Raw genomic sequence first — 18,756 nt, 5'->3', positions numbered from 1 at the left:
ACAATGAAAACTCCATTCAATAAAGAAAAAGTATATATAGGAATTACTCCTACATCATGGTGGAACGATGACTTTTTAGACATCGATATTGGAATTCCATTTGAACAATGTGTATCTGAAATGGCTTTGGCTGGCTATGAAGGTTGTAGTGTGGGGCACAAATACCCTAAGGACCCTGAAGTATTGAAATATGCTTTAGACATTAGAGGACTTCGTGTTTCTGAACCTTGGACAAGTACCTACTTTACCATCAAAGATATGTATGATAAAACGGTAGAGGACTTTAATAAATCATTAGAGTTTATCAAGTCTATGGGGGGAACGGATATAGTTGTTGCTGAATTAGGGGGCTCCTCACATCAACAGCCTATCGCATTGAAAGCCAACAAAGCTGTATTTAATGATGAGCAATGGCAAGCATTGGCAGACGGATTGAACCACATTGGTAAAATTGCTACTGACAATGGTATGAACTTATGCTATCACCATCATATGGGAACAGGTGTGATGACAAGACCTGAAGTAGACCGTTTGATGGAAATGACAAACCCAGCATTTGTTCATTTATTATTTGATACAGGACACATTCGTTTTGCAGGTGGAGATCCATTAGAAATGGCGATGGACTATGCACATCGTATCAAACACGTTCACCTGAAAAATATTCGTCAACCAATCATGAATCAGTCAGATGAGCAAGGAATGTCATTCAAAGAATCAATTGAAGAGGGCATTTTCACGGTTCCTGGTGATGAAGAAGGTTGCATTGACTTTGAACCTATTTTTGAAACATTAGCTGAAAATAATTTCGAAGGTTGGTTAGTGGTTGAAGCAGAACAGAATCCTGCTAACGCTTACCCTTTGAAATATGCTAAAATGGGTAGAGAGTACATCAGAAAAGTAACAGGTATCTAATATCTGATTGCACTAAACACTTTTTACACTCAAACTGAATACACTGTATTATATTAATTACGGGTTTAGCGTCATTACGATGATGACTTATTGTGTATGATTATATTGGACTCCTCACTAGAATTTTTCTTGTGGGGAGTTTTTTATAAGTACTAAGTCAAACGTATTGAATACTAATTGCAATTACTTCCTTTAAAAAACGATCAATTATTTTTGTTCTAGTACTTATAATTAATGCACATAAGCAATTTTAACGGCTCAATACTCTCATAAATCATTTTATATGCTTAATTTATTTCCGCAATAAGAATGCGATTGATTAACAACATACAGTAACCAACTGTCAAAACTAAAGACGTTATATGACCGAAGAGATTATACTAATCATACTCACTACTTTTGTAACAGGTTTCATTGCCTTCAAATCAAAATTTCCTCCTTTAGTAGGCTTCCTGATTGCAGGTTTTGCATTGCATGCTTTTGGTGTGGAAAGCAATGAAATCATTCAGTGGCTAGCAGATACGGGAGTGACCCTTTTGCTTTTTACAATTGGGTTGAAATTAGATATCAAAATGCTGATTGGAAAGCATATTTGGTTGAGTGCTTTAATTCATAACCTTGGGACTACCCTTTATTTCTTTCTTGCACTGTGGGGACTTCAAATAATGGGAATATCATTACTAGCATCATTAGGTTATGTAGAACTGCTATTAGTAGCTTTTGCGTTATCATTTTCAAGTACTGTTTTCGCTATTAAAACCCTTCAGGAAAAAGGGGTGATGAATGCCATTTATGGTGCTTTGTCTATTGGTGTACTTGTAATGCAAGATATATTTGCGGTAGTTTTTATGACGATTAGTACAGGGAAAGTGCCTGAAATCTGGGCCTTTTTACTATTTGGATTACCGCTGTTAAGACCGCTGTTTTATAAAGTGATGGATATTGTTGAGCACGGTGAAATGTTGGTGATATTCGGCATTTTCATGTGTTTTGTAATGGGATCAGGACTGTTTGCAGAAGCAGGTTTAAAGCCTGATTTAGGAGCATTGATTATTGGGGTATTGCTATCAGGTCATCCCAAAGCATCTGAATTGTCAAAGTCTTTATTCAACATCAAAGAACTATTGCTGGTTTGCTTCTTCTTAGATATTGGTCTGTCAACTTCATTAAGTACATCTGCAATTATCTTTGCATTTGTTCTTGTTTTATTGTTGCCTTTAAAAGGCTGGCTGTATTTCAGAATCTTCGACCTATTCAATTTTAGAGTAAGAACATCTGTTTTCAGTGCCTTAACTCTGATGAATTATAGTGAGTTTGGATTGATTGTAGGGGGACTCGGCTATAAGTTTGGATGGATTTCAGGTGAGCTTCTAGTGAGTATTGCTGTTGCCGTATCTCTATCATTTATCATTGCTTCTCCTATCAATAATTGGAGTAATGAAGTGTATCAATTATTGGCTAAAATAAAGAAGGAGAACAGCCGTTTGAATAAAATGGATCAGATGCTGAAAACTGGAAAATCAAAGATTTTGATTTTAGGAATGGGGCGTATTGGTACAGGTATTTATGATGAAATCAATAAAGTTTACGAAGGGCAGGTATTGGGTGTAGATGTGAAAGAAGGAGCTGTTGAGTCTCAGTTGGAAGAAGGCAGAAGAGCTATTTTAGGTGATGCCATTGATTGGGATTTCTGGCATAGAATCAGAGATATTAATCAATTTGAAATGATTTTATTTGCCATGCCTCACCATCATTCCAACGACCTAGCTTTTAGACAGCTGAAGCATTTGAATTTTAGAGGGAAAACAGCTGCAATTGTTGAATATTCTGATCAGATTGAACAATTGAAATCGGAAGGAATGGATGCCGTTTATAACGTATATAGAGAAGCCGGAAAAGGTTTTGCACAACATGTCATCGAACAGTTTTCTGATAATACGATTTCAATAGCTTATAAGGCGACGAATTAAAAAAGTTTCCTGTATGTTTCTGTCGCGGAACCTATCAATATGGTAAGAAAATTACCATGTTTCAAGTATGTTCTTATATATAGAAGATATTGAGAAGTTTATTAATAAACTATCTCGTGTAGCCATTCATGCATAATGTTTGGCTACCATTTTTTTACGCTTTTCTCTTGTCAGTTATCGTTTTCATCGTGTAATACTAATAAAGGTGCTGGGGTTGTCTAGTGCAATGCTTTTTGGATCTACAAGAAGGAGTGGTCCCATACTTATGGGAAAGGTTGTCTCATAGTAATGGGAAAAGGTGTCCCCTCTATATGGGAAACCCTTTCCCATGTATAGGGGAAAGAGTTTCCCCTTTCTAGTGCAAGTGTTAAGCCTGTATTTGTATCTAACAATCGGGGAAATTCCCGACTTTCGAACCAACGTACTCCCTCAAAATAGAGATACAAGTGACAGTTATTGTCTTAACACCTGTGATATAGAACCATTTTTTCTTTCAAAAACTACTTCACGCTTACATGAAAAATAGCATCTCCCTTATTGACGTTTGGAGCAGTATTTAATCCAAAAATTGCAGAATTAGAAGGAGCGTAAATTTTCTTTTCAAACTCTCCAAAAGGGTCAGAAATTCTACCAATCAATTGTTTCTTGGTGACTTGCTCCCCATTTTTCACTGTAGATTCAAAAATCCCTGAATAAGGCGCTCTTAACCATTTACTTTTTTTGATATAAATAGGACCTTGCTTGAACTCAGGTTCACCTTCGTGCATTTTGAGGTATTTCATAACATTCAAAGCACCATTGACACCTATATCGATGACATCATTTTCCAAATGAAGCGATTTTCCACCTTCAAAAAGAATGATAGGTTTACCCATTTTATGGATTGTTTCACGGATGGATTTATGAATATATTTTGAATGCATAACATAAGGCGCTCCAAATGCTTTGGCCAATTCAAATTCTTCCTTTTCATTAAAATCACACCTGATGTTAGGGAAGTTGCTTCGGTCAGCACCTCCAGTATGGAAGTCCACTACATAATCTACTACAGGGGCAATTTCTTTAGTGAAAGTATAGGCAAACTGACTTGCCAAAGAACCATTTTTTGTTCCCGGAAACATTCTATTGAGGTCTCTGCCATCAGGAAAAGCCCGCGTTAAATTGAGATAGCCAAAAACGTTGAACACTGGGATACAAATCACAGTACCGCTTTTAGGTTTGTGGTATTTCTTTCTGATAATATCACGAACTATAGCAACACCATTGGATTCATCACCATGCACACCTCCCAAGAGTAAAAGTACGGGACCGTCTTTTTTTCCTCTTTCAACAATTACAGGCACTTTCAAACTATTGCGTGTATGTAGTTTAGCCACTTCAAGCTCAAGGACAGCACCTTTACCTTTCTTGATTTCTGTTCCTAAAAGAACAAATTTATCACTTGCCATTTTATATGAATATATTGAGAGCTTGTGATACGCTATTTAAAGTCAGTAGGTTGCAGTGTTGAGAGAAAAAAGAATAAATATTTTGATGGATTTGAAAAGGAGTGATTTTGTGAAATAAGATTGACTTATTCATTAATCAAAATAGCTCTTGATTTGAAAGAAAAGCCGTGCTGGCTGAAGTTGCCAATATTGATTGCTTCAATTAATGCTTTGTTTTTTGGAGTGGAGGTTGTGCCATATTCTACAATAAAATTGGCTCCTACACCTCCTAAACTTTCTCTTTTCTCTACAATGTACTCAGCAGATTCTAACGGCTTCAACTCTAGAGTTTCACCCTTTAAGTAATTTCGAAGGAGTTTTCCGTTGCTGTCATAATAATCGGCAGTTGTGAAATAAAGTGTGTCTGTGGTACTTACATTTCTTAAACTCAAAATCACGGTACACTGAAATTTATCGTTGCCTTCCTGATAATATAAATCAGAATACGCCGCCACATAATATTTCTCTTTGAAACTAAGTTGAGGAGTTTCACTGGGTTTAATCACTTTTGAAGTGAGATCTTCAGAAACCAATGAAACTTGCTTTTTTTCACAAGAAAAAATTAATAAACAAAGAATAGAAAAAAAGGAAATATGTCGCATGCTAAAATAGTTTTGTACTGTGATGATTTACTCAACGAAAATAGAAATAAAAAGCATCATTTTAAAGAAAAATGACCTCATCAGTTTTTACTAATGAGGCCATTTATTAAAATTGAGATTTTATATGAAGTATGAAAGTGAAACGAATTAAGTATAAATCTCATTGATTTCACTTTCATATTTTTTATTGATGATCTTCCTTTTTGGTTTTAGAGTAGGTGTGACCTCTCCTGTTTCAACCGTCCATTCATTTTCCAATAATTTGAACTTTTGAATCTTTTCCCAACGGGCAAAATCAATATTCGCTTTTTGAATTTCCTTCTTGAACTTATTGAAAACCTGATTATTTTTGATCAGTTCCTGCTTGGTGTCAAAAGCAATTTGCTGTTCTTGAGACCATCTTTCCAAAGCTTCAAAGTTTGGAACAATCAATGCAGAAGCGAATTTTTGGTTACTGCCAATAACGGCTACTTGTTCTATGAAGAACGACTCCTTCAGTTTATTTTCTAAAAGTTGAGGAGCGATGTATTTGCCGGCTGAAGTTTTGAATAATTCTTTTTTACGATCAGTAATTTTTAAGAATTTCCCATCTACTAACTCTCCAATATCACCAGTATGTAACCAGCCATCTACAACCGTTTCAGCTGTTAATTCAGGTTGCTTATAATAACCTTTCATAATGTTAGGGCCTTTGATAAGGATCTCACCATCACTGGCAATTTTCACCTCAATACCTTCCAAAGTAGGCCCAACGGTTCCCACCATCATATTGTCTGGAGTGATACGGTTGACACAAACTACAGGTGAGGCTTCAGACATGCCATAACCTTCACATACTTTAATTCCTGCAGCCCAGAATGAACGGATCAATCTTGGTTGAAGCGCAGCAGCGCCTACGTTCATATTTTTGATGTTGCCACCCAATGCTTCACGCCATTTACTGAATACTAATGTATCAGCAATTTTATGTTGTATTTTCTGCCAGAACGACTGTTTTTCTCTTGGATCATATTTCAAACCTAAGTTTAAAGCCCAGAAGAAAATGGCCTTTTTAAGCCCTTTTGTCTCCATTCCTTTTCCAACAATAGTATCATATACTTTTTCCAGTAATCTTGGGACAGTACAGAAAACATCAGGTTTCACTTCTTTCATGGCTTCACCTATTTTGGCCACGCTTTCAGCATAGTACACTGATGTAGAATTACTCACGTAAGAGAAAACACTTGTACGTTCATAAACATGTGAAAGAGGGAGGAAGCTAAGTGCTTTTCCTTTTCCTTCTTCAACAGGAAGTGTTTGAGCTGCCGCCAATGCATTTGATACCACGTTTTTATGTGTGAGCATTACCCCTTTTGGAGGGCCTGTAGTACCAGAAGTATACACAATTGTATAAAGGTCTTCAACATCTATATTTTGTTTGACTTCAGAAAGATTACGGTCTTCCTCCTCAGAGATATCTTTCAAGAAAGTCTTCCATGATTCAATATTTTCAACCTCTTCAAAAGAGAAAATAGCTTCTAATGCTGGCAGTTTTTCTTGAATAGACTTGATCTTTTTGACAAGAGCATTCGTTTCAATGAAAGCAATTTTAATCTCAGCGTGATTGAAAATATAATTGTAGTCTTCAATTGTAATAGTAGGGTAAATTGGTACAGCCACTGCTCCAATCTGAGAACAAGCCAGATCGATGAAGTTCCATTCAGGCCTGTTTTCAGAAACAATAGCTATTTTATCCCCTTTTTGAATACCATATCGCAATAGAGAATTACTTACTTGATTGATGATTTGAAGAACATCATCAGTTGAATAAGTTTTCCATGTTCCTTTTTCTTTAGCAGCCAAGCAGACGTCAATACCGTTGTATTTACGTTTTTGCTGTTCAATAAAATCAAAAACTCTTGTTGGTTTCATATGGTTCGTTGTGGATAAGTACAGCAGTACTTAAGAATTGAAATTTATGTCTAATAATAGGGTATGTTCATACTACGGATTACAAATAAACATAATTTTTATCCTGAAATACGATGATTTACGTTAAGCTTTTTGAATACCAAGTTAATAGTTAAGTCAAAAAGAGAGGTTTTTATTGGTTTTTAGTCGTTATACCATTCAAAATAGTACTTTATATAACACTTAACACAATTTGATGTTGATTCGTTTTTCGAATACTTTTATTGTTCCAAATCCATTATTTAAAACGCATAGAGAATGTCTGAATTCAATAAAAAAGAACATTGGGAAAATATATATTCAACAAAACCATTAGAAAACGTAAGTTGGTATCAGCCAGTACCTGAAACTTCTTTGGCTTTTGTAGAACGATCTATTCTAGCACCTGATGATAAGATCATAGATGTGGGTGGAGGAGATAGTTTTTTAGTGGATCATTTGCTGGAAAAAGGCTATAAAGATATTACGGTTTTAGATATTTCTAAAAAAGCCCTTGACAGAGCAAAGGAAAGGTTAGGTGCAAAGGCATCAAAAGTGAAATGGGTTGTTGCAGATGCATCTCGTTTTGAGTCAGACGAGCAGTTTGCCTTCTGGCACGACAGAGCCGCTTTTCATTTTTTGACAGATCCTATTGATATTGAAAATTACAGAAAAGTAGTTGCTTGTTGTGTCAAACCTGATGGGGTTTTGCTTATTGGTACTTTTTCAGAAAAAGGCCCAACGAAGTGCAGTGGCATTCCAATACAACAATATTCTCCAGAGCGTTTGACAAAGGTTTTTGAAGAAGACTTTGAATTAGTCAATACTCAAACTATAGATCATAAAACACCTTTTGATACCTTTCAGAATTTTGTATTCTGTTGTTTTAGAAAGAAGTAAGTCAAAATAAAAACTCCTTTAAGGAATTTCTCTTAAAGGAGTTCAGTCATTATTTCTATTCATATAAATTAATTTGGTAGGTTTATCCTTAACTCAGAAACCCCCTGATATGTTTTAAGTAATTCTATAACATAGTGATTTTTATCTTTCAAATAGGTTTCAAGTGGTAAGCTTTTATCATACTCTTTGATGAATCCGGCATCTTCTAAGTCGTCCCAGTGAATCTCCTTGAAAGCCATAGACCAGGTATTGAAATTACGTTGTTCAATATCACCTGCATAGACCTTTTGTACATAGCTGTGCCTGTCATCTCTTTTGATTTTAGCATACAGCTCTTCTACTTCTTGTTCATCCCCTTCAAGTACCTGAATAAATTTATCTTCCAATAAGATCAACAATCCAGTGAGGTTTTTGAGAACATTGTTTTTTCTACTCAAAACAAGTATCTCACGCAACACATCATCATCTAATGATAGCTTACGTGTGCTTACATAGCATAGACAATACATGGTATTTAATTGGTTTATTAATAGTAACTGAGAAATAGTTGTGATTAATATAATAAGATTGGAAAAGAATCTTTTGCTGTAGAAAGGTTAAAGTTCCGAATTAATTACAATGTGAAAATTTATCTTTTAAACATTATATCTTATCGATATTTCTTTCGGTGTGATATCGAATTTTTCTTTAAAGTTCTCTGAAAAATTGGATAAGCTTTTGTATCCAAAATGCCTTGCTACCTCAGTAACAGAGATCTGTTGTGATTCCAGCATTTTATAAGCGAGTTCAAGTCTATAATTGGAATGAAAACGAGGAATTGTAGTGCCAAATACACTTCCGAAATCTCTTTTAAGTTTTGATACAGAAACACCGTATTTCTCTGCAATAGTTGGCAAAGACGGCGTTTTGTCATATAGACAGATCAGTTCATCTTTGATCATCTGCATTCTTTTGATATCCTCAATATGCAGGTTGTTGTTTCTTTGAGTTTGATGTTCTCTTCTGATGATCTGATCAAGAAATAACCCAACAGCCTCTGTAGTTCTAGCAATGATCAAACTGTTTTTCAATGGAGGAGTCATTTCCTCATTCAAAGAGAACAGGTCAGCAATAAGAAGATTGATTTTTGGTGGAATGATTTCATAAATCACCCAAGGGTTTGACGGATCAAATACTTTTCCGATGTGTACTTTCATATGAGACATATAACGATTGAAGTACTCTTCAGAAAGCCTTAATGTAATCCATTGGCTTTGGTCTCCCTTTTGAGCTTTCATATTAAGAAAAATACTTGTGCTTTGCATACTCATCATCGTGACAAGCTGAGTGATATTGCTGTTTTCCTCCGGTGTTTTGGGAGAAACATTCCCTTTGTATTCAAACTGAAAGTAAATGTATTTTTTTTCATTAGTATCACTTAGTATATCTACTTCCAAATCATTTTTATATTTCACTCTATGAATCCCAATTTCAACACCGTCGTAAGGAAAAAACCATTCATAATCTAATTCCACTAAATGATTGTTGATGATTAAAGTATTTTCTCTTGACGGCTCTTTGCCAAGAATAGATCCAAGCTGTTCAGCAACACTTTCAACGGACCCTGTATGTATTGTGATTTTTTCCATAGATGAGCAACGAATTAATGATTCAATATGAAATTACGATAAAAAAACAGAGATCAATAACAATTGAACTAACTGCGATACCCTTTGAACTAATGAAAGTAATCTAATGGGATGATTGAACGGTTTAAGTAGAATGTAAATCAATCCAATATTAAAATGAAAAAGAAAATACTTGAGGTATTAGGTACCGCATTGTTACTACAGTCAGGAATTCAATCTGCATTTGCTCAGGTTCCCCTATCAGAAGCTACTTTAGAAGGGGATGAAGTTATTGAAACAGTTTATGGAAATATTGAGTTAGAACATCATTTCATAGCCAAAGGAGAGCAAGAATTATTCGATATTATGGATTTTCAACGTGCTTCTCAGGCATATATATGGTCTACTCCAATTGTTTCTATGAAAACTTGGGGACAGCAAGAAGACCAAGCTTATGATGTGGCTGGACTCGAAAACTTTGTGGTATTAAAATCATTAAAAGAGAAAAGGGGTATTGTGACCGGCAACCTAACGACTCCTTACATTTTCACTTTTTCTAATTTAAAAGAAGGAGCGGTGAAGTTAGAATATCCAAAAGGAATGACTGCCGGAGCTTTTCTTGATCTATGGCAAAGGCCTGTTGCAGACTTAGGATTGACAGGCCCTGATAAAGGGAAGGGAGGAACTTATATTATTTGTGGTCCCAATGATGATCCAAAATTGTATGAAGGAAAGGCCGATTTTGTCGTTCAATCTGAGACTAACAACTTCTTTATTGGTTTGAGAATTTTGGAAGCAGACCCACAGGCGGAAGCCAGCTTCAAAAAAGCCTTGAAACTAGGAAGAGTGGGAAGTGAATTGAGGAAGGCTACGTTTGCTGAAGACAAAAATATAGAATGGTCCGCTACAGCACCAAGGGGATTGGCATATTGGGAAACCCTGCATACCATTATCAATGAAGAACCTGTGAGAGAACAGGATAAGGCTTGGATTGCGATGTTAAAACCGCTTGGTGTTGAGATCGGAAAACCTTTCCAACCTACCGAAAAACAAAAAGACTTATTAGTGAAAGGTGGAAATATGGGAGAACTGATGTTGAGAAATCTTCAAACCAATCCCCGTTTTACTGTGCCTTATTGGGAAGGAACGAACTGGTACAAATCATTTGATTTCAATATTCCTCAAAGTAATGAAATGATGGTATATCTAGATGAAAGAGCTGTATGGTATTATGAGGCGGTAAGTTCGACAAAGGGGATGGTAGAGCCTTCTCCAGGTTATGGTCAAGTTTATATGACTTCTAAAAGAGATGAAAATGGAGACTTACTGAGAGCAGATAAAACTTATAAACTGCATGTACCTGCTCATGTTCCTGTAGATCAATTTTGGTCGGTGACATTGTACTCAGAAAATACACGTAGACCTTATGATAATGGTGGTGAAAATATTTCGGATATAGGAATTAATTCAAGAAGAACAGATGTAACGTACAATCAAGATGGTTCGATTGATCTCTATATAGGTGCGGAATGTCCCAAAGATGTAAACCCTGCAAATTATCTGAAAACGGTGGGGAATGATGGATGGTTTATCTATTTCCGACTTTATGCCCCAAGAGAAGAATTTTTCAATAAGTCTTTCCAATTAAGCGACTGGGAAGTGGTGAATACTGGTTTAAGCAAGTAAAGTGAAGCGACATAGTACTTAACTATGATTTTTACCTCCCAAAAACAATTGTCTTAGTATTTCTAGTGTCCAAAGTGACTTTTAAAAAATGGATACTAAAATTGATAATATAATATTGAGTAAAACAAAAGGAGAGACTTTTTGAGCCTCTCCTTTTTAATATTTCTAATTGTAAAGTTATTAGAATGTGAAATTCAAACCTGCTTGACCACCAATCCAAATGGCAGTTCTTGTACCATGTTTTGAAGTTTCATCATAAAAAGTATGTTCAGGAATATCCAAAGTACCGGCCATTTCATTTCCATCAAGTTTGTAATCTGTTGTGTATACATTCAATGAAGGACCCACGTAGATACCGATGTTTTTGGCCAGTTTCACTTGAATATTCAGATCAGCTTTATTCAATAAGTTCAAGCCTGTATCTGCTAATTTTCCATCATAAACAATTTGGTTGGCAGAAAGGTCCAATGCAAGGTTTACTCTTTTTGCTAATTGGAACGAAGTACCAAAACCAGCACCAAATGTAGTCACATCTTTGTCGTTGTATTGAGTATAACCACCTTTGAAAATAGTGTAGAATTGTTGTGTACCCATTTTGAAGTTTACATTGCCCCAGATGGTTTCACTTACACCAACTTCAACTGCATAATAGCCATTTTTCACTACGTTGATCAAACCGATTGGTGTTCCTTTCGCTCCATCTTTTACCACATTGATTAATCCTACTTGAGTACCGCTTAAGCTGTCAGTATAGTTGATCAACCCCACTTGACCACCTGTCATTTTACCTCTCACTGTGTTGATTAAACCAATTTGTGCACCATTCATATCACCTCCAGAAATATTAGAAATACCTGATATTTGAGCACCGTTTACTTCATTGTTTGTATAATTGTTGATACCTGCTAATTGTAATCCTTTTGCAGAAGAGCTGTTGAAGTTGGTAATACCAGAAACGATAATACCATTACTTTCACCTTTTGTTACGTTAGTAATACCAGCTATTTGACCACCAGTTACGTTACCGTTATTGACGTTGGCAATACCGCCTAATTCAAAATAATTTACACCTCCGTTAACACCCCAAAGAACGTTGAAAGATCCATCGCTGGCCACCTGAGTATTTGTACCATTAATTCCTAAAGGATATAAAAATGAAACTTGAAAAGGTCTTGATTCTTTCTCTTGAGCGATAACTGATAATGAGATCAATAAAAGTGCGAAAAGGTTGAAAATTAATTTTTTCATTTGATTATATAATTAGATAATTTTTTTAATTCAATTTTGATTAGAGCAGGAGAGAGGATTTCACTTGACGTCATTAGTAGAAATCACTGTTTCTCCCGCTTCCGGTATAATGACCCGCACTCTTGAGTTTACCCCTATTCTTTTTTGAAAAAAAATCTAATTATTTTGCAAATGGCTTATTTTTAGGTTTTTAAATAAATAAAAAAGGCCGATTATTTTTCAATAACCGACCTTTAAGTGATGTTTTTTCTTTCTTACAAAGAAAGAAGATCATTTTTTAATGAAGCATCAATAGGGGTATTCCCTAAGTAGATGTTCATAAGTGCTTTTTTGAAAGCTTTGTTATCTGTCTCGAATAGTTCCTTACCGTTTTTAAAAAGCGTTACAGAATTATTCTTGCTGATGATTCTGAAGTGATCGCCACCTTCAATCAAATCTGAGAAAGATGCGATATACTCTTTAATGTCCGCACTGATAGCATCCACATTACCCAAGTTCGACTTATTAAAAGCCTCTCCAAACAGTTTTTCAACAGTTATAATCTGAGAAGTAATGATTTTGTCATGCTTTCTTAAAGAGGCAACAAATTGCTTATCCTCCTCTGTTGCATTAATGTCTGCCTTCAAATCTTTCGCATACGCTTCTTTGATTTTTTTGACAGTAGCTTCAGATTGTAGATAATTTGAAGTCATTACTAAGTCAATTACTTTGAGATCATCACTGTAAATCAAACTGATTGCATCATCTGTTGGGTGTTCTACATATAAAGCACAAGAAAAGACTTTTTTCAGCCCTTTCGACAAAGCACCATAGCCATTGCTTTTCAGCGACTGACTTGAAATAGTGACATTTTCTGGAAATTCAACCTCGTTAAAAAAATTAGTTTTGAAAGTAGGTTGGTTCTGTGCTTGGATGTTAAGGGTAACTAATAAAAATACAATGCTTAATAAGTTAATACGATAAACCTTTTTCATAGGAAGTTTACTTTTTATTTAATTATTGATGTTAATCTTTCATCAAAATACTAAACATTATATAACTATTCAAAGAAAAAGTTTGATAATAGTGTTAATGTTGTTATCTGTTTAAACAAATTTTGTTCTATTTTTTGAATTGTAATTTCATTATTCTAAGTTTGTTTCAACAAATAAAGTAATCACAATTATTGAGTTTGTAAAATATCCATTATCCACTATTGATTAGAAATCAGATTTTAAACACTCATACATCATGGAAAACCAAACATTAGTGCAGGATCAGGCCGTAGTTTCAGAAGGTAAAGTTACAATAGTAGTAAGATTTTTACTTGCACTGATGATGGTCGTATTTGGATTAAATAAATTTCTGAATTTTATACCAATGCCACCTGCAAATGATGAAGTTTCACAAGTTTTTGGTTCATTAATGCTGATGGGGATACTTCCAGTAGTTGGTATCCTTGAGGTAGTAGGAGGTGTGATGTTGGCCATCAAGAAAGCTGTACCTGCCACTTTGGTTGTGCTAGGTGCAATTGGTTTTAATGCTTTCTTATTCCATGCAACTCTTGACCCAGCGGGTATTGGAGGAGCAATATTTTTTCTTGGAATGGTTATATATTTAGCGTATGCATATAGATCAAAATTTGCCCCACTCTTTAGATAATATACTATAAAAATTAGACTTGAAGTTTTTAACCCATTAAAAGAGTAGCCCTTTGGTTACTCTTTTTTGGTGGATAACCATTTTTTGACACTCAAAAAGCACTTTTTATCAGTAATATCTTCAAACACAGTCGTTAAACAAGCTGTAGATAGAATGATAAAAACGTAGTATAGACAGTAGTTAGATTAAAAAAATTGAAAGAGGTTATCCAGTGGATAGCCTTTTTTTGTTTATTCCCTTATTGGAGTGAGGGAGAAAAGTTACTTTTGTTTATACATCCCTTTGCAAAGTAATTTTGCATAGATCACAATTAACAAACACTTCATGAAAAATAAATTTACGCTCCCTCTTATTGTTACTTCTCAGTTTTGCTGTACTTCACTCTGGTTTGCGGGTAATGCCGTAATGAATGATTTAGTAGACAGCCTTCATTTACAATCAAATGCCTTGGGAGCACTGACTTCAGTTGTGCAGTTTGGTTTTATCATTGGTACACTCACGTTTGCGGTATTGACAATCACAGACCGTTTTTCTCCTTCAAAAGTATTTTTCGTTTCCTCAATACTTGGTGCCTTGTTCAACATAGGAGTAATCTGGGAGGGAAATAGTTTGAATACATTGCTATTATTCCGATTCTTAACAGGCTTTTTTCTTTCGGGTGTGTATCCAGTGGGAATGAAGATAGCAGCAGATTACTTTGAAAAAGGATTAGGGAAATCACTCTCTTTTTTAGTAGGAGCATTGGTATTAGGAACTGCCTTTCCACATTTATTAAAAGTACTGACCAATGCTTTTCCATGGAAATATGTGATTGTATCTACATCGGTTCTGGCCACAATTGGAGCTTTCTTGATTGTTCTATTTGTACCGGATGGCCCTCATAGGAAGCCTTCTTCTTCTTTCAGTTTTTATGCCATCAAAGATATTTTCAAAAAGCCCACTTTCAGAGCATCCGCCTTTGGTTATTTTGGTCATATGTGGGAGTTGTATACATTTTGGGCTTTTGTGCCTGTAATGCTTCAATCTTATCAGCAACTACATGCTATTGATGCATTGAATATACCATTGCTTTCATTTATTATTATAGCAGTAGGAGGTTTAGCTTGTGTTGTTGGAGGGTATATTTCTCAAATGATAGGAGTGAAGAAAACAGCCCAATTGTCGTTGACTTTATCAGGGGTTTGTTGTTTGCTTTCTCCATTGTTTTTTAGCATCGGTTCTGAATTACTGTTTATCAGTTTTCTCGTTATTTGGGGAATGTTTGTTATTGCAGATTCTCCACTTTTCTCCACATTAGTAGCTCAAAATGCACCCGTTGAATTGAAGGGTACAGCTTTGACGATTGTCAACTGTATTGGTTTTGCTATTACTATTGTCAGCATACAGTTGTTGACCGTAATGCAAACAAAAGTAGCAGTGACTTATCTATTCTTGATATTGGTCTTGGGGCCTCTTGTGGGACTGAGGGCATTAATAAAAGAACATTAGAAGACGGGTAGACACAATGGCCTACCCTTTATGTTATTCGCCAATAATGATGGTGGCAGTATCGTAATTATAGGCAGAAAAATAACCTAGTGCATTATTCGACCAGTTGGATAAGGGATTGCCTGGCGCGGCAGCACCTCCACTTGGTCCTCCATTGCCACCAATAATATCATTTAAGGAACTGAAGTAATCATAAGAGGACTCATCAAAATGAATCAGGTTTACGTCTACTACATCTCCTTCTTCAAATACTTTAAATCCTAGAGAAGTTTTTGGCTGGTTACCGTTGTTTCTTAGATCATTGAAAACTCTCAGATCGCTTTCAGTATTTTGGTATTCTCCGTTTAAAGAATGCGTTAATCGATAAAAGTTCTCAACATCTCCTGGATCAGTATACTTGATGTAGACATAATAACCCGATTCTCTAGGGCCGAAACCTTCTTCAAATTCAGAATAAATGGTATCGATCATTACTTTATCAAGCATTGTGGTTGACGCATTGTAGGTTTCATTATCAACATTGACTTCTAGATGATACTCTGTATTGATGAGAGCATTGACAGGCAAAGAATAAATGCCATTTCCAGAATTAGGAATATCAATTTCTTCATCATTAAATTTTAACGTAACATTGGCATGGTCAATCTTTTCCGATGGAGAGTTGTCAAAATAGGGAGCCGTTTTAGAGATTTTTACTACAAAGTCATTTTCACCTTCCATCAGTACGGCTTCAATGACAATACTGGGAGCCGCATCTTTTAGATCCACATCAATCACTTTTTCACAAGCGGTGACCAGAAAAGCAATAATAATTGCAGAAACGATAAGTTGTATTGATTTCATAATTAAGCAGTCTTTTAAAATTTAAAGTTGTAAGTAACCGAAGGAACCCATTTGAATAAGGCTAATTGTACAGCTTCTGTGGTATTTGGATCTTCCTCGCTTGGTTCAAAGCTGATGGTGTAGGCATTTTCTCTTCCATAAACATTGTAAATGGAGAAGTTCCAGCTGGATTCAAACTTATCTGTTTTCTTTCTGATCCATGTCAAAGCTAAGTCTAAACGATGATAATCAGGCATTCTATAACCGTTTCTTTCAGTGTAATAAGGAATCACTTTTCCATCCACTTCATATCTTCCAGAAGGGAATGTTATTGCATCTCCAGTATAGTAAATGAAGTTACCCGATAAGGTCAATTTAGGATTGATCTTGTAGATGGCCACCAAGTTGATATCATGAATTCTATCTTGTCTGGCGGCGAACCAGTCACCGTTATTGATTTCATCAAATTGCTTTTCAGACCTTGATAATGTGTATCCTAACCATCCTGTAAGTCGGCCTTTGTTCTTTTTGATCATAAATTCCACACCATACGCTCTTCCTTTGCCATAAACTAAATCACCTTCTAACTGATCGTTTAAGAAAACATTGGCACCTGTTTTATAATCAATAACATTTTTCATGTCTTTGTAGTACGCTTCCACTGAAGTTTCAAAAGTATTGTCTTTGAAGTTTCTGAAATAACCCAATGAAATTTGCTCAGCTTCCTGTGGTTTCACATTATTAGAGCTCATGATCCATGTGTCTGTTGGGGAAGAAGAAGTTGAATTACTCAGCATATGCAAGTATTGGTAATTCTTGTTGTAACCTAATTTCACAGAACTTTTAGGATTGATGATATAGTTGGCTGATAAACGAGGCTCAAAACCACCATAATATTGCATTGTTTCACCATCACCATATTCTTTCGCCCCAATCACTTCACCTTTATCATTGAATTGATATTCTGTACCTGTTCCAATACCTTGGAATAATGAATAACGAAGACCGTAATTGATACTTAATCGGTTTGAGATTTTAAATTCATCTTGAATATAAATAGCACCTTCGATACCGTATTTTTTTTCAGAATCTTGAGGGTTAATGCCTGTGTTAGATCCCGCAGAAAGGTTACCTGGTTCTATGGTGTGGTGAATAGCATTGAATCCAAACTTGATTGTATGTTTTGTGGAAGCATAAAAAGAGAAATCTTGTTTGATGTTGATGTCTTTAATGATCGATTCCAAACCAATTTTGTCTTCATCTGCACCAAAACCAAATTCGTAATTATAATTGCTATATATAAAGGAAGTGTTGGAAAACAGTTTACTAGAAAAAACGTGATTCCAGCGCAGTGTTCCTGTTGCATTGCCATAGTCCATATTGACCGAGCCATCCATTCCTAATTTATCTTGGCCAAAATAACCTGAAATGAAAATTCTATCTTTTTCAGTAATTCTATAGTTGGCCTTTAGGTTGAGATCATAAAAATAAAGACTCGAATTACTGAAACTAGGATCATTGGAAAGGCCAAGAAATAAATCTGCATAGGTTCTTCGGCCAGAAATCATGAATGATCCCTTGTCTTTTACAATAGGACCTTCGACCGTCAATCTTGAGGCAATGGTACCAATTCCACCTGTCACAGAGAGGTCTTTAGCATTTCCATCTTTCATTCTAATGTCTAAAACAGAAGAAGTACGTCCGCCATATTCGGGCATCATACCCCCTTTGTACATTGTGGCCCCTTTGATGGCATCTCCATTGAAAACAGAAAAGAAACCTAAAAGGTGCGAAGGGTTATAAACAGGTGCTTCATCAAGAAGTACAAGGTTTTGGTCCAATCCACCTCCACGTACATAAAAGCCTGATCCACCTTCGCCTGAAGCTTTAACACCTGGCTGTGTTTGCATTACTTTTATAATGTCAACCTCACCACCAAAAGTGGGTAACTCTCTGATGGCTTTAGTGTCAATTTTGGTCACACTTCCCTCATTTGAAGTGATATTTCGGTCTTCTCTTTCGGCAGTGACAACCACTTCCTCCAAGTTTTGAGCAGATGTAGGAAGTTCCAAAGAGATTGTAATGTTTTTATTGAGTTCAATGGATTTTTCAATCACATCATATCCAATGTATTGATAAATAACGGTATAATTTCCTTCAGGCAAGCTCAATGAATAATACCCGTAAGTGTTGGCGGTTACACCAACTCCTTTTAGTTCTTTTACTGTTACCGTAGCAAATGGGAGGTCTTCTCCATTTGAAGCATCTTTGATCTGACCACTTAGGGTGTATTTAGTCTGGCCAAGAGAGATCGATGAGATGGTAAGTAAGATGATAGTTAAGAAAGAATTAATATTCATACTAAAATTAAGTTATGATTTAGATACAAATATTAACTTCTCTCACAGCGGGTGTGAGAAAAAAAGAGGTCAAACGGGCAATTTTATACTTTAAACGGGCA

At 35.6% G+C, this 18,756-nt stretch carries 15 protein-coding genes; 6 read left to right on the top strand and 9 right to left on the bottom strand.

Annotated features, from left to right (window positions below; all coding sequences use genetic code 11):
• The first annotated feature begins 3 nt into the window (after positions 1-3).
• On the top strand, positions 4-915 hold the full coding sequence (iolE, locus tag AVL50_RS22745) for a myo-inosose-2 dehydratase (RefSeq protein WP_062618747.1): 912 nt from the start codon (positions 4-6) through the stop codon (positions 913-915).
• A 362-nt stretch (positions 916-1,277) separates the two neighbouring features.
• Positions 1,278-2,885 carry a cation:proton antiporter family protein gene (locus AVL50_RS22740; RefSeq protein WP_062618745.1) on the top strand — a complete coding sequence of 536 codons (1,608 nt, stop codon included), beginning with the start codon at positions 1,278-1,280 and terminating at the stop codon, positions 2,883-2,885.
• A 500-nt stretch (positions 2,886-3,385) separates the two neighbouring features.
• Here the strand turns inward: AVL50_RS22740 and AVL50_RS22735 are convergent, their stop codons facing one another.
• The 3 genes from AVL50_RS22735 to AVL50_RS22725 form a co-directional block, all read right to left on the bottom strand.
• Positions 3,386-4,333, bottom strand: a complete 948-nt coding sequence (locus tag AVL50_RS22735; RefSeq protein ID WP_062618743.1) for a succinylglutamate desuccinylase/aspartoacylase family protein — start codon at positions 4,331-4,333, stop codon at positions 3,386-3,388.
• Positions 4,334-4,458: 125 nt separating this feature from the next.
• Positions 4,459-4,974 (bottom strand): DUF3124 domain-containing protein, encoded by a 516-nt coding sequence (locus AVL50_RS22730; protein ID WP_062618741.1) that lies wholly within the window; start codon positions 4,972-4,974, stop codon positions 4,459-4,461.
• A gap of 147 nt (positions 4,975-5,121) precedes the next feature.
• Positions 5,122-6,885 carry a long-chain fatty acid--CoA ligase gene (locus AVL50_RS22725; protein ID WP_062618739.1) on the bottom strand — a complete coding sequence of 588 codons (1,764 nt, stop codon included), beginning with the start codon at positions 6,883-6,885 and terminating at the stop codon, positions 5,122-5,124.
• A 297-nt stretch (positions 6,886-7,182) separates the two neighbouring features.
• Between AVL50_RS22725 and AVL50_RS22720 the strand changes: the two genes are divergently transcribed.
• Positions 7,183-7,803, top strand: coding sequence for a class I SAM-dependent methyltransferase (locus AVL50_RS22720; RefSeq protein ID WP_062618732.1), 621 nt, complete (start codon positions 7,183-7,185; stop codon positions 7,801-7,803).
• 68 nt (positions 7,804-7,871) lie between these two features.
• On the opposite strand, the gene AVL50_RS22715 is transcribed toward AVL50_RS22720, so the two are convergent.
• Both AVL50_RS22715 and AVL50_RS22710 read right to left on the bottom strand, forming a co-directional pair.
• Positions 7,872-8,312, bottom strand: a complete 441-nt coding sequence (locus AVL50_RS22715; RefSeq protein ID WP_062618730.1) for a BLUF domain-containing protein — start codon at positions 8,310-8,312, stop codon at positions 7,872-7,874.
• A 126-nt stretch (positions 8,313-8,438) separates the two neighbouring features.
• Positions 8,439-9,431: an AraC family transcriptional regulator gene (locus AVL50_RS22710; protein WP_062618728.1), complete on the bottom strand. Its 993-nt coding sequence runs from the start codon at positions 9,429-9,431 to the stop codon at positions 8,439-8,441.
• 156 nt (positions 9,432-9,587) lie between these two features.
• Between AVL50_RS22710 and AVL50_RS22705 the strand changes: the two genes are divergently transcribed.
• A complete protein-coding gene (locus tag AVL50_RS22705) occupies positions 9,588-11,096 on the top strand; it encodes a DUF1214 domain-containing protein (protein WP_062618727.1) in 1,509 nt (502 codons plus the stop codon).
• Positions 11,097-11,276: 180 nt separating this feature from the next.
• Here AVL50_RS22705 and AVL50_RS22700 read toward each other — a convergent pair whose 3' ends face one another.
• On the bottom strand, positions 11,277-12,344 hold the full coding sequence (locus AVL50_RS22700; protein ID WP_062618724.1) for an LA_2272 family surface repeat-containing protein: 1,068 nt from the start codon (positions 12,342-12,344) through the stop codon (positions 11,277-11,279).
• A 254-nt stretch (positions 12,345-12,598) separates the two neighbouring features.
• On the bottom strand, positions 12,599-13,318 hold the full coding sequence (locus AVL50_RS22695; protein ID WP_062618722.1) for a chalcone isomerase family protein: 720 nt from the start codon (positions 13,316-13,318) through the stop codon (positions 12,599-12,601).
• A gap of 256 nt (positions 13,319-13,574) precedes the next feature.
• On the opposite strand from AVL50_RS22695, the gene AVL50_RS22690 reads away from it, so the two are divergent.
• Together AVL50_RS22690 and AVL50_RS22685 are read left to right on the top strand one after the other, a co-directional pair.
• Positions 13,575-13,985 (top strand): DoxX family membrane protein, encoded by a 411-nt coding sequence (locus AVL50_RS22690; RefSeq protein WP_062618721.1) that lies wholly within the window; start codon positions 13,575-13,577, stop codon positions 13,983-13,985.
• A gap of 324 nt (positions 13,986-14,309) precedes the next feature.
• Positions 14,310-15,473: a nitrate/nitrite transporter gene (locus AVL50_RS22685; protein ID WP_062618720.1), complete on the top strand. Its 1,164-nt coding sequence runs from the start codon at positions 14,310-14,312 to the stop codon at positions 15,471-15,473.
• 33 nt (positions 15,474-15,506) lie between these two features.
• Here the strand turns inward: AVL50_RS22685 and AVL50_RS22680 are convergent, their stop codons facing one another.
• Complete coding sequence (locus AVL50_RS22680; RefSeq protein ID WP_062618719.1) at positions 15,507-16,316, bottom strand: DUF4249 domain-containing protein; 810 nt, start codon at positions 16,314-16,316, stop codon at positions 15,507-15,509.
• 14 nt (positions 16,317-16,330) lie between these two features.
• Positions 16,331-18,655, bottom strand: a complete 2,325-nt coding sequence (locus tag AVL50_RS22675) for a TonB-dependent receptor (RefSeq protein WP_062618718.1) — start codon at positions 18,653-18,655, stop codon at positions 16,331-16,333.
• Positions 18,656-18,756: the final 101 nt, after the last annotated feature.

Source organism: Flammeovirga sp. SJP92, from assembly GCF_001583495.1.
GTDB lineage: Bacteria > Bacteroidota > Bacteroidia > Cytophagales > Flammeovirgaceae > Flammeovirga.
Note: the sequence above shows the minus strand (reverse complement) of the source record. Positions and strands in the feature narration are given on the sequence as shown.

Coding starts and splice junctions, on each gene's coding strand:
- AVL50_RS22725 (WP_062618739.1), bottom strand. CDS start 6,885: ATGAAACCAACAAGAGTTTTTGATTTTATTGAACAGCAAAAACGTAAA.
- AVL50_RS22730 (WP_062618741.1), bottom strand. CDS start 4,974: ATGCGACATATTTCCTTTTTTTCTATTCTTTGTTTATTAATTTTTTCT.
- AVL50_RS22740 (WP_062618745.1), top strand. CDS start 1,278: ATGACCGAAGAGATTATACTAATCATACTCACTACTTTTGTAACAGGT.
- AVL50_RS22735 (WP_062618743.1), bottom strand. CDS start 4,333: ATGGCAAGTGATAAATTTGTTCTTTTAGGAACAGAAATCAAGAAAGGT.
- AVL50_RS22705 (WP_062618727.1), top strand. CDS start 9,588: ATGAAAAAGAAAATACTTGAGGTATTAGGTACCGCATTGTTACTACAG.
- AVL50_RS22690 (WP_062618721.1), top strand. CDS start 13,575: ATGGAAAACCAAACATTAGTGCAGGATCAGGCCGTAGTTTCAGAAGGT.
- AVL50_RS22720 (WP_062618732.1), top strand. CDS start 7,183: ATGTCTGAATTCAATAAAAAAGAACATTGGGAAAATATATATTCAACA.
- AVL50_RS22710 (WP_062618728.1), bottom strand. CDS start 9,431: ATGGAAAAAATCACAATACATACAGGGTCCGTTGAAAGTGTTGCTGAA.
- AVL50_RS22675 (WP_062618718.1), bottom strand. CDS start 18,655: ATGAATATTAATTCTTTCTTAACTATCATCTTACTTACCATCTCATCG.
- iolE (WP_062618747.1), top strand. CDS start 4: ATGAAAACTCCATTCAATAAAGAAAAAGTATATATAGGAATTACTCCT.
- AVL50_RS22685 (WP_062618720.1), top strand. CDS start 14,310: ATGAAAAATAAATTTACGCTCCCTCTTATTGTTACTTCTCAGTTTTGC.
- AVL50_RS22715 (WP_062618730.1), bottom strand. CDS start 8,312: ATGTATTGTCTATGCTATGTAAGCACACGTAAGCTATCATTAGATGAT.
- AVL50_RS22700 (WP_062618724.1), bottom strand. CDS start 12,344: ATGAAAAAATTAATTTTCAACCTTTTCGCACTTTTATTGATCTCATTA.
- AVL50_RS22680 (WP_062618719.1), bottom strand. CDS start 16,316: ATGAAATCAATACAACTTATCGTTTCTGCAATTATTATTGCTTTTCTG.
- AVL50_RS22695 (WP_062618722.1), bottom strand. CDS start 13,318: ATGAAAAAGGTTTATCGTATTAACTTATTAAGCATTGTATTTTTATTA.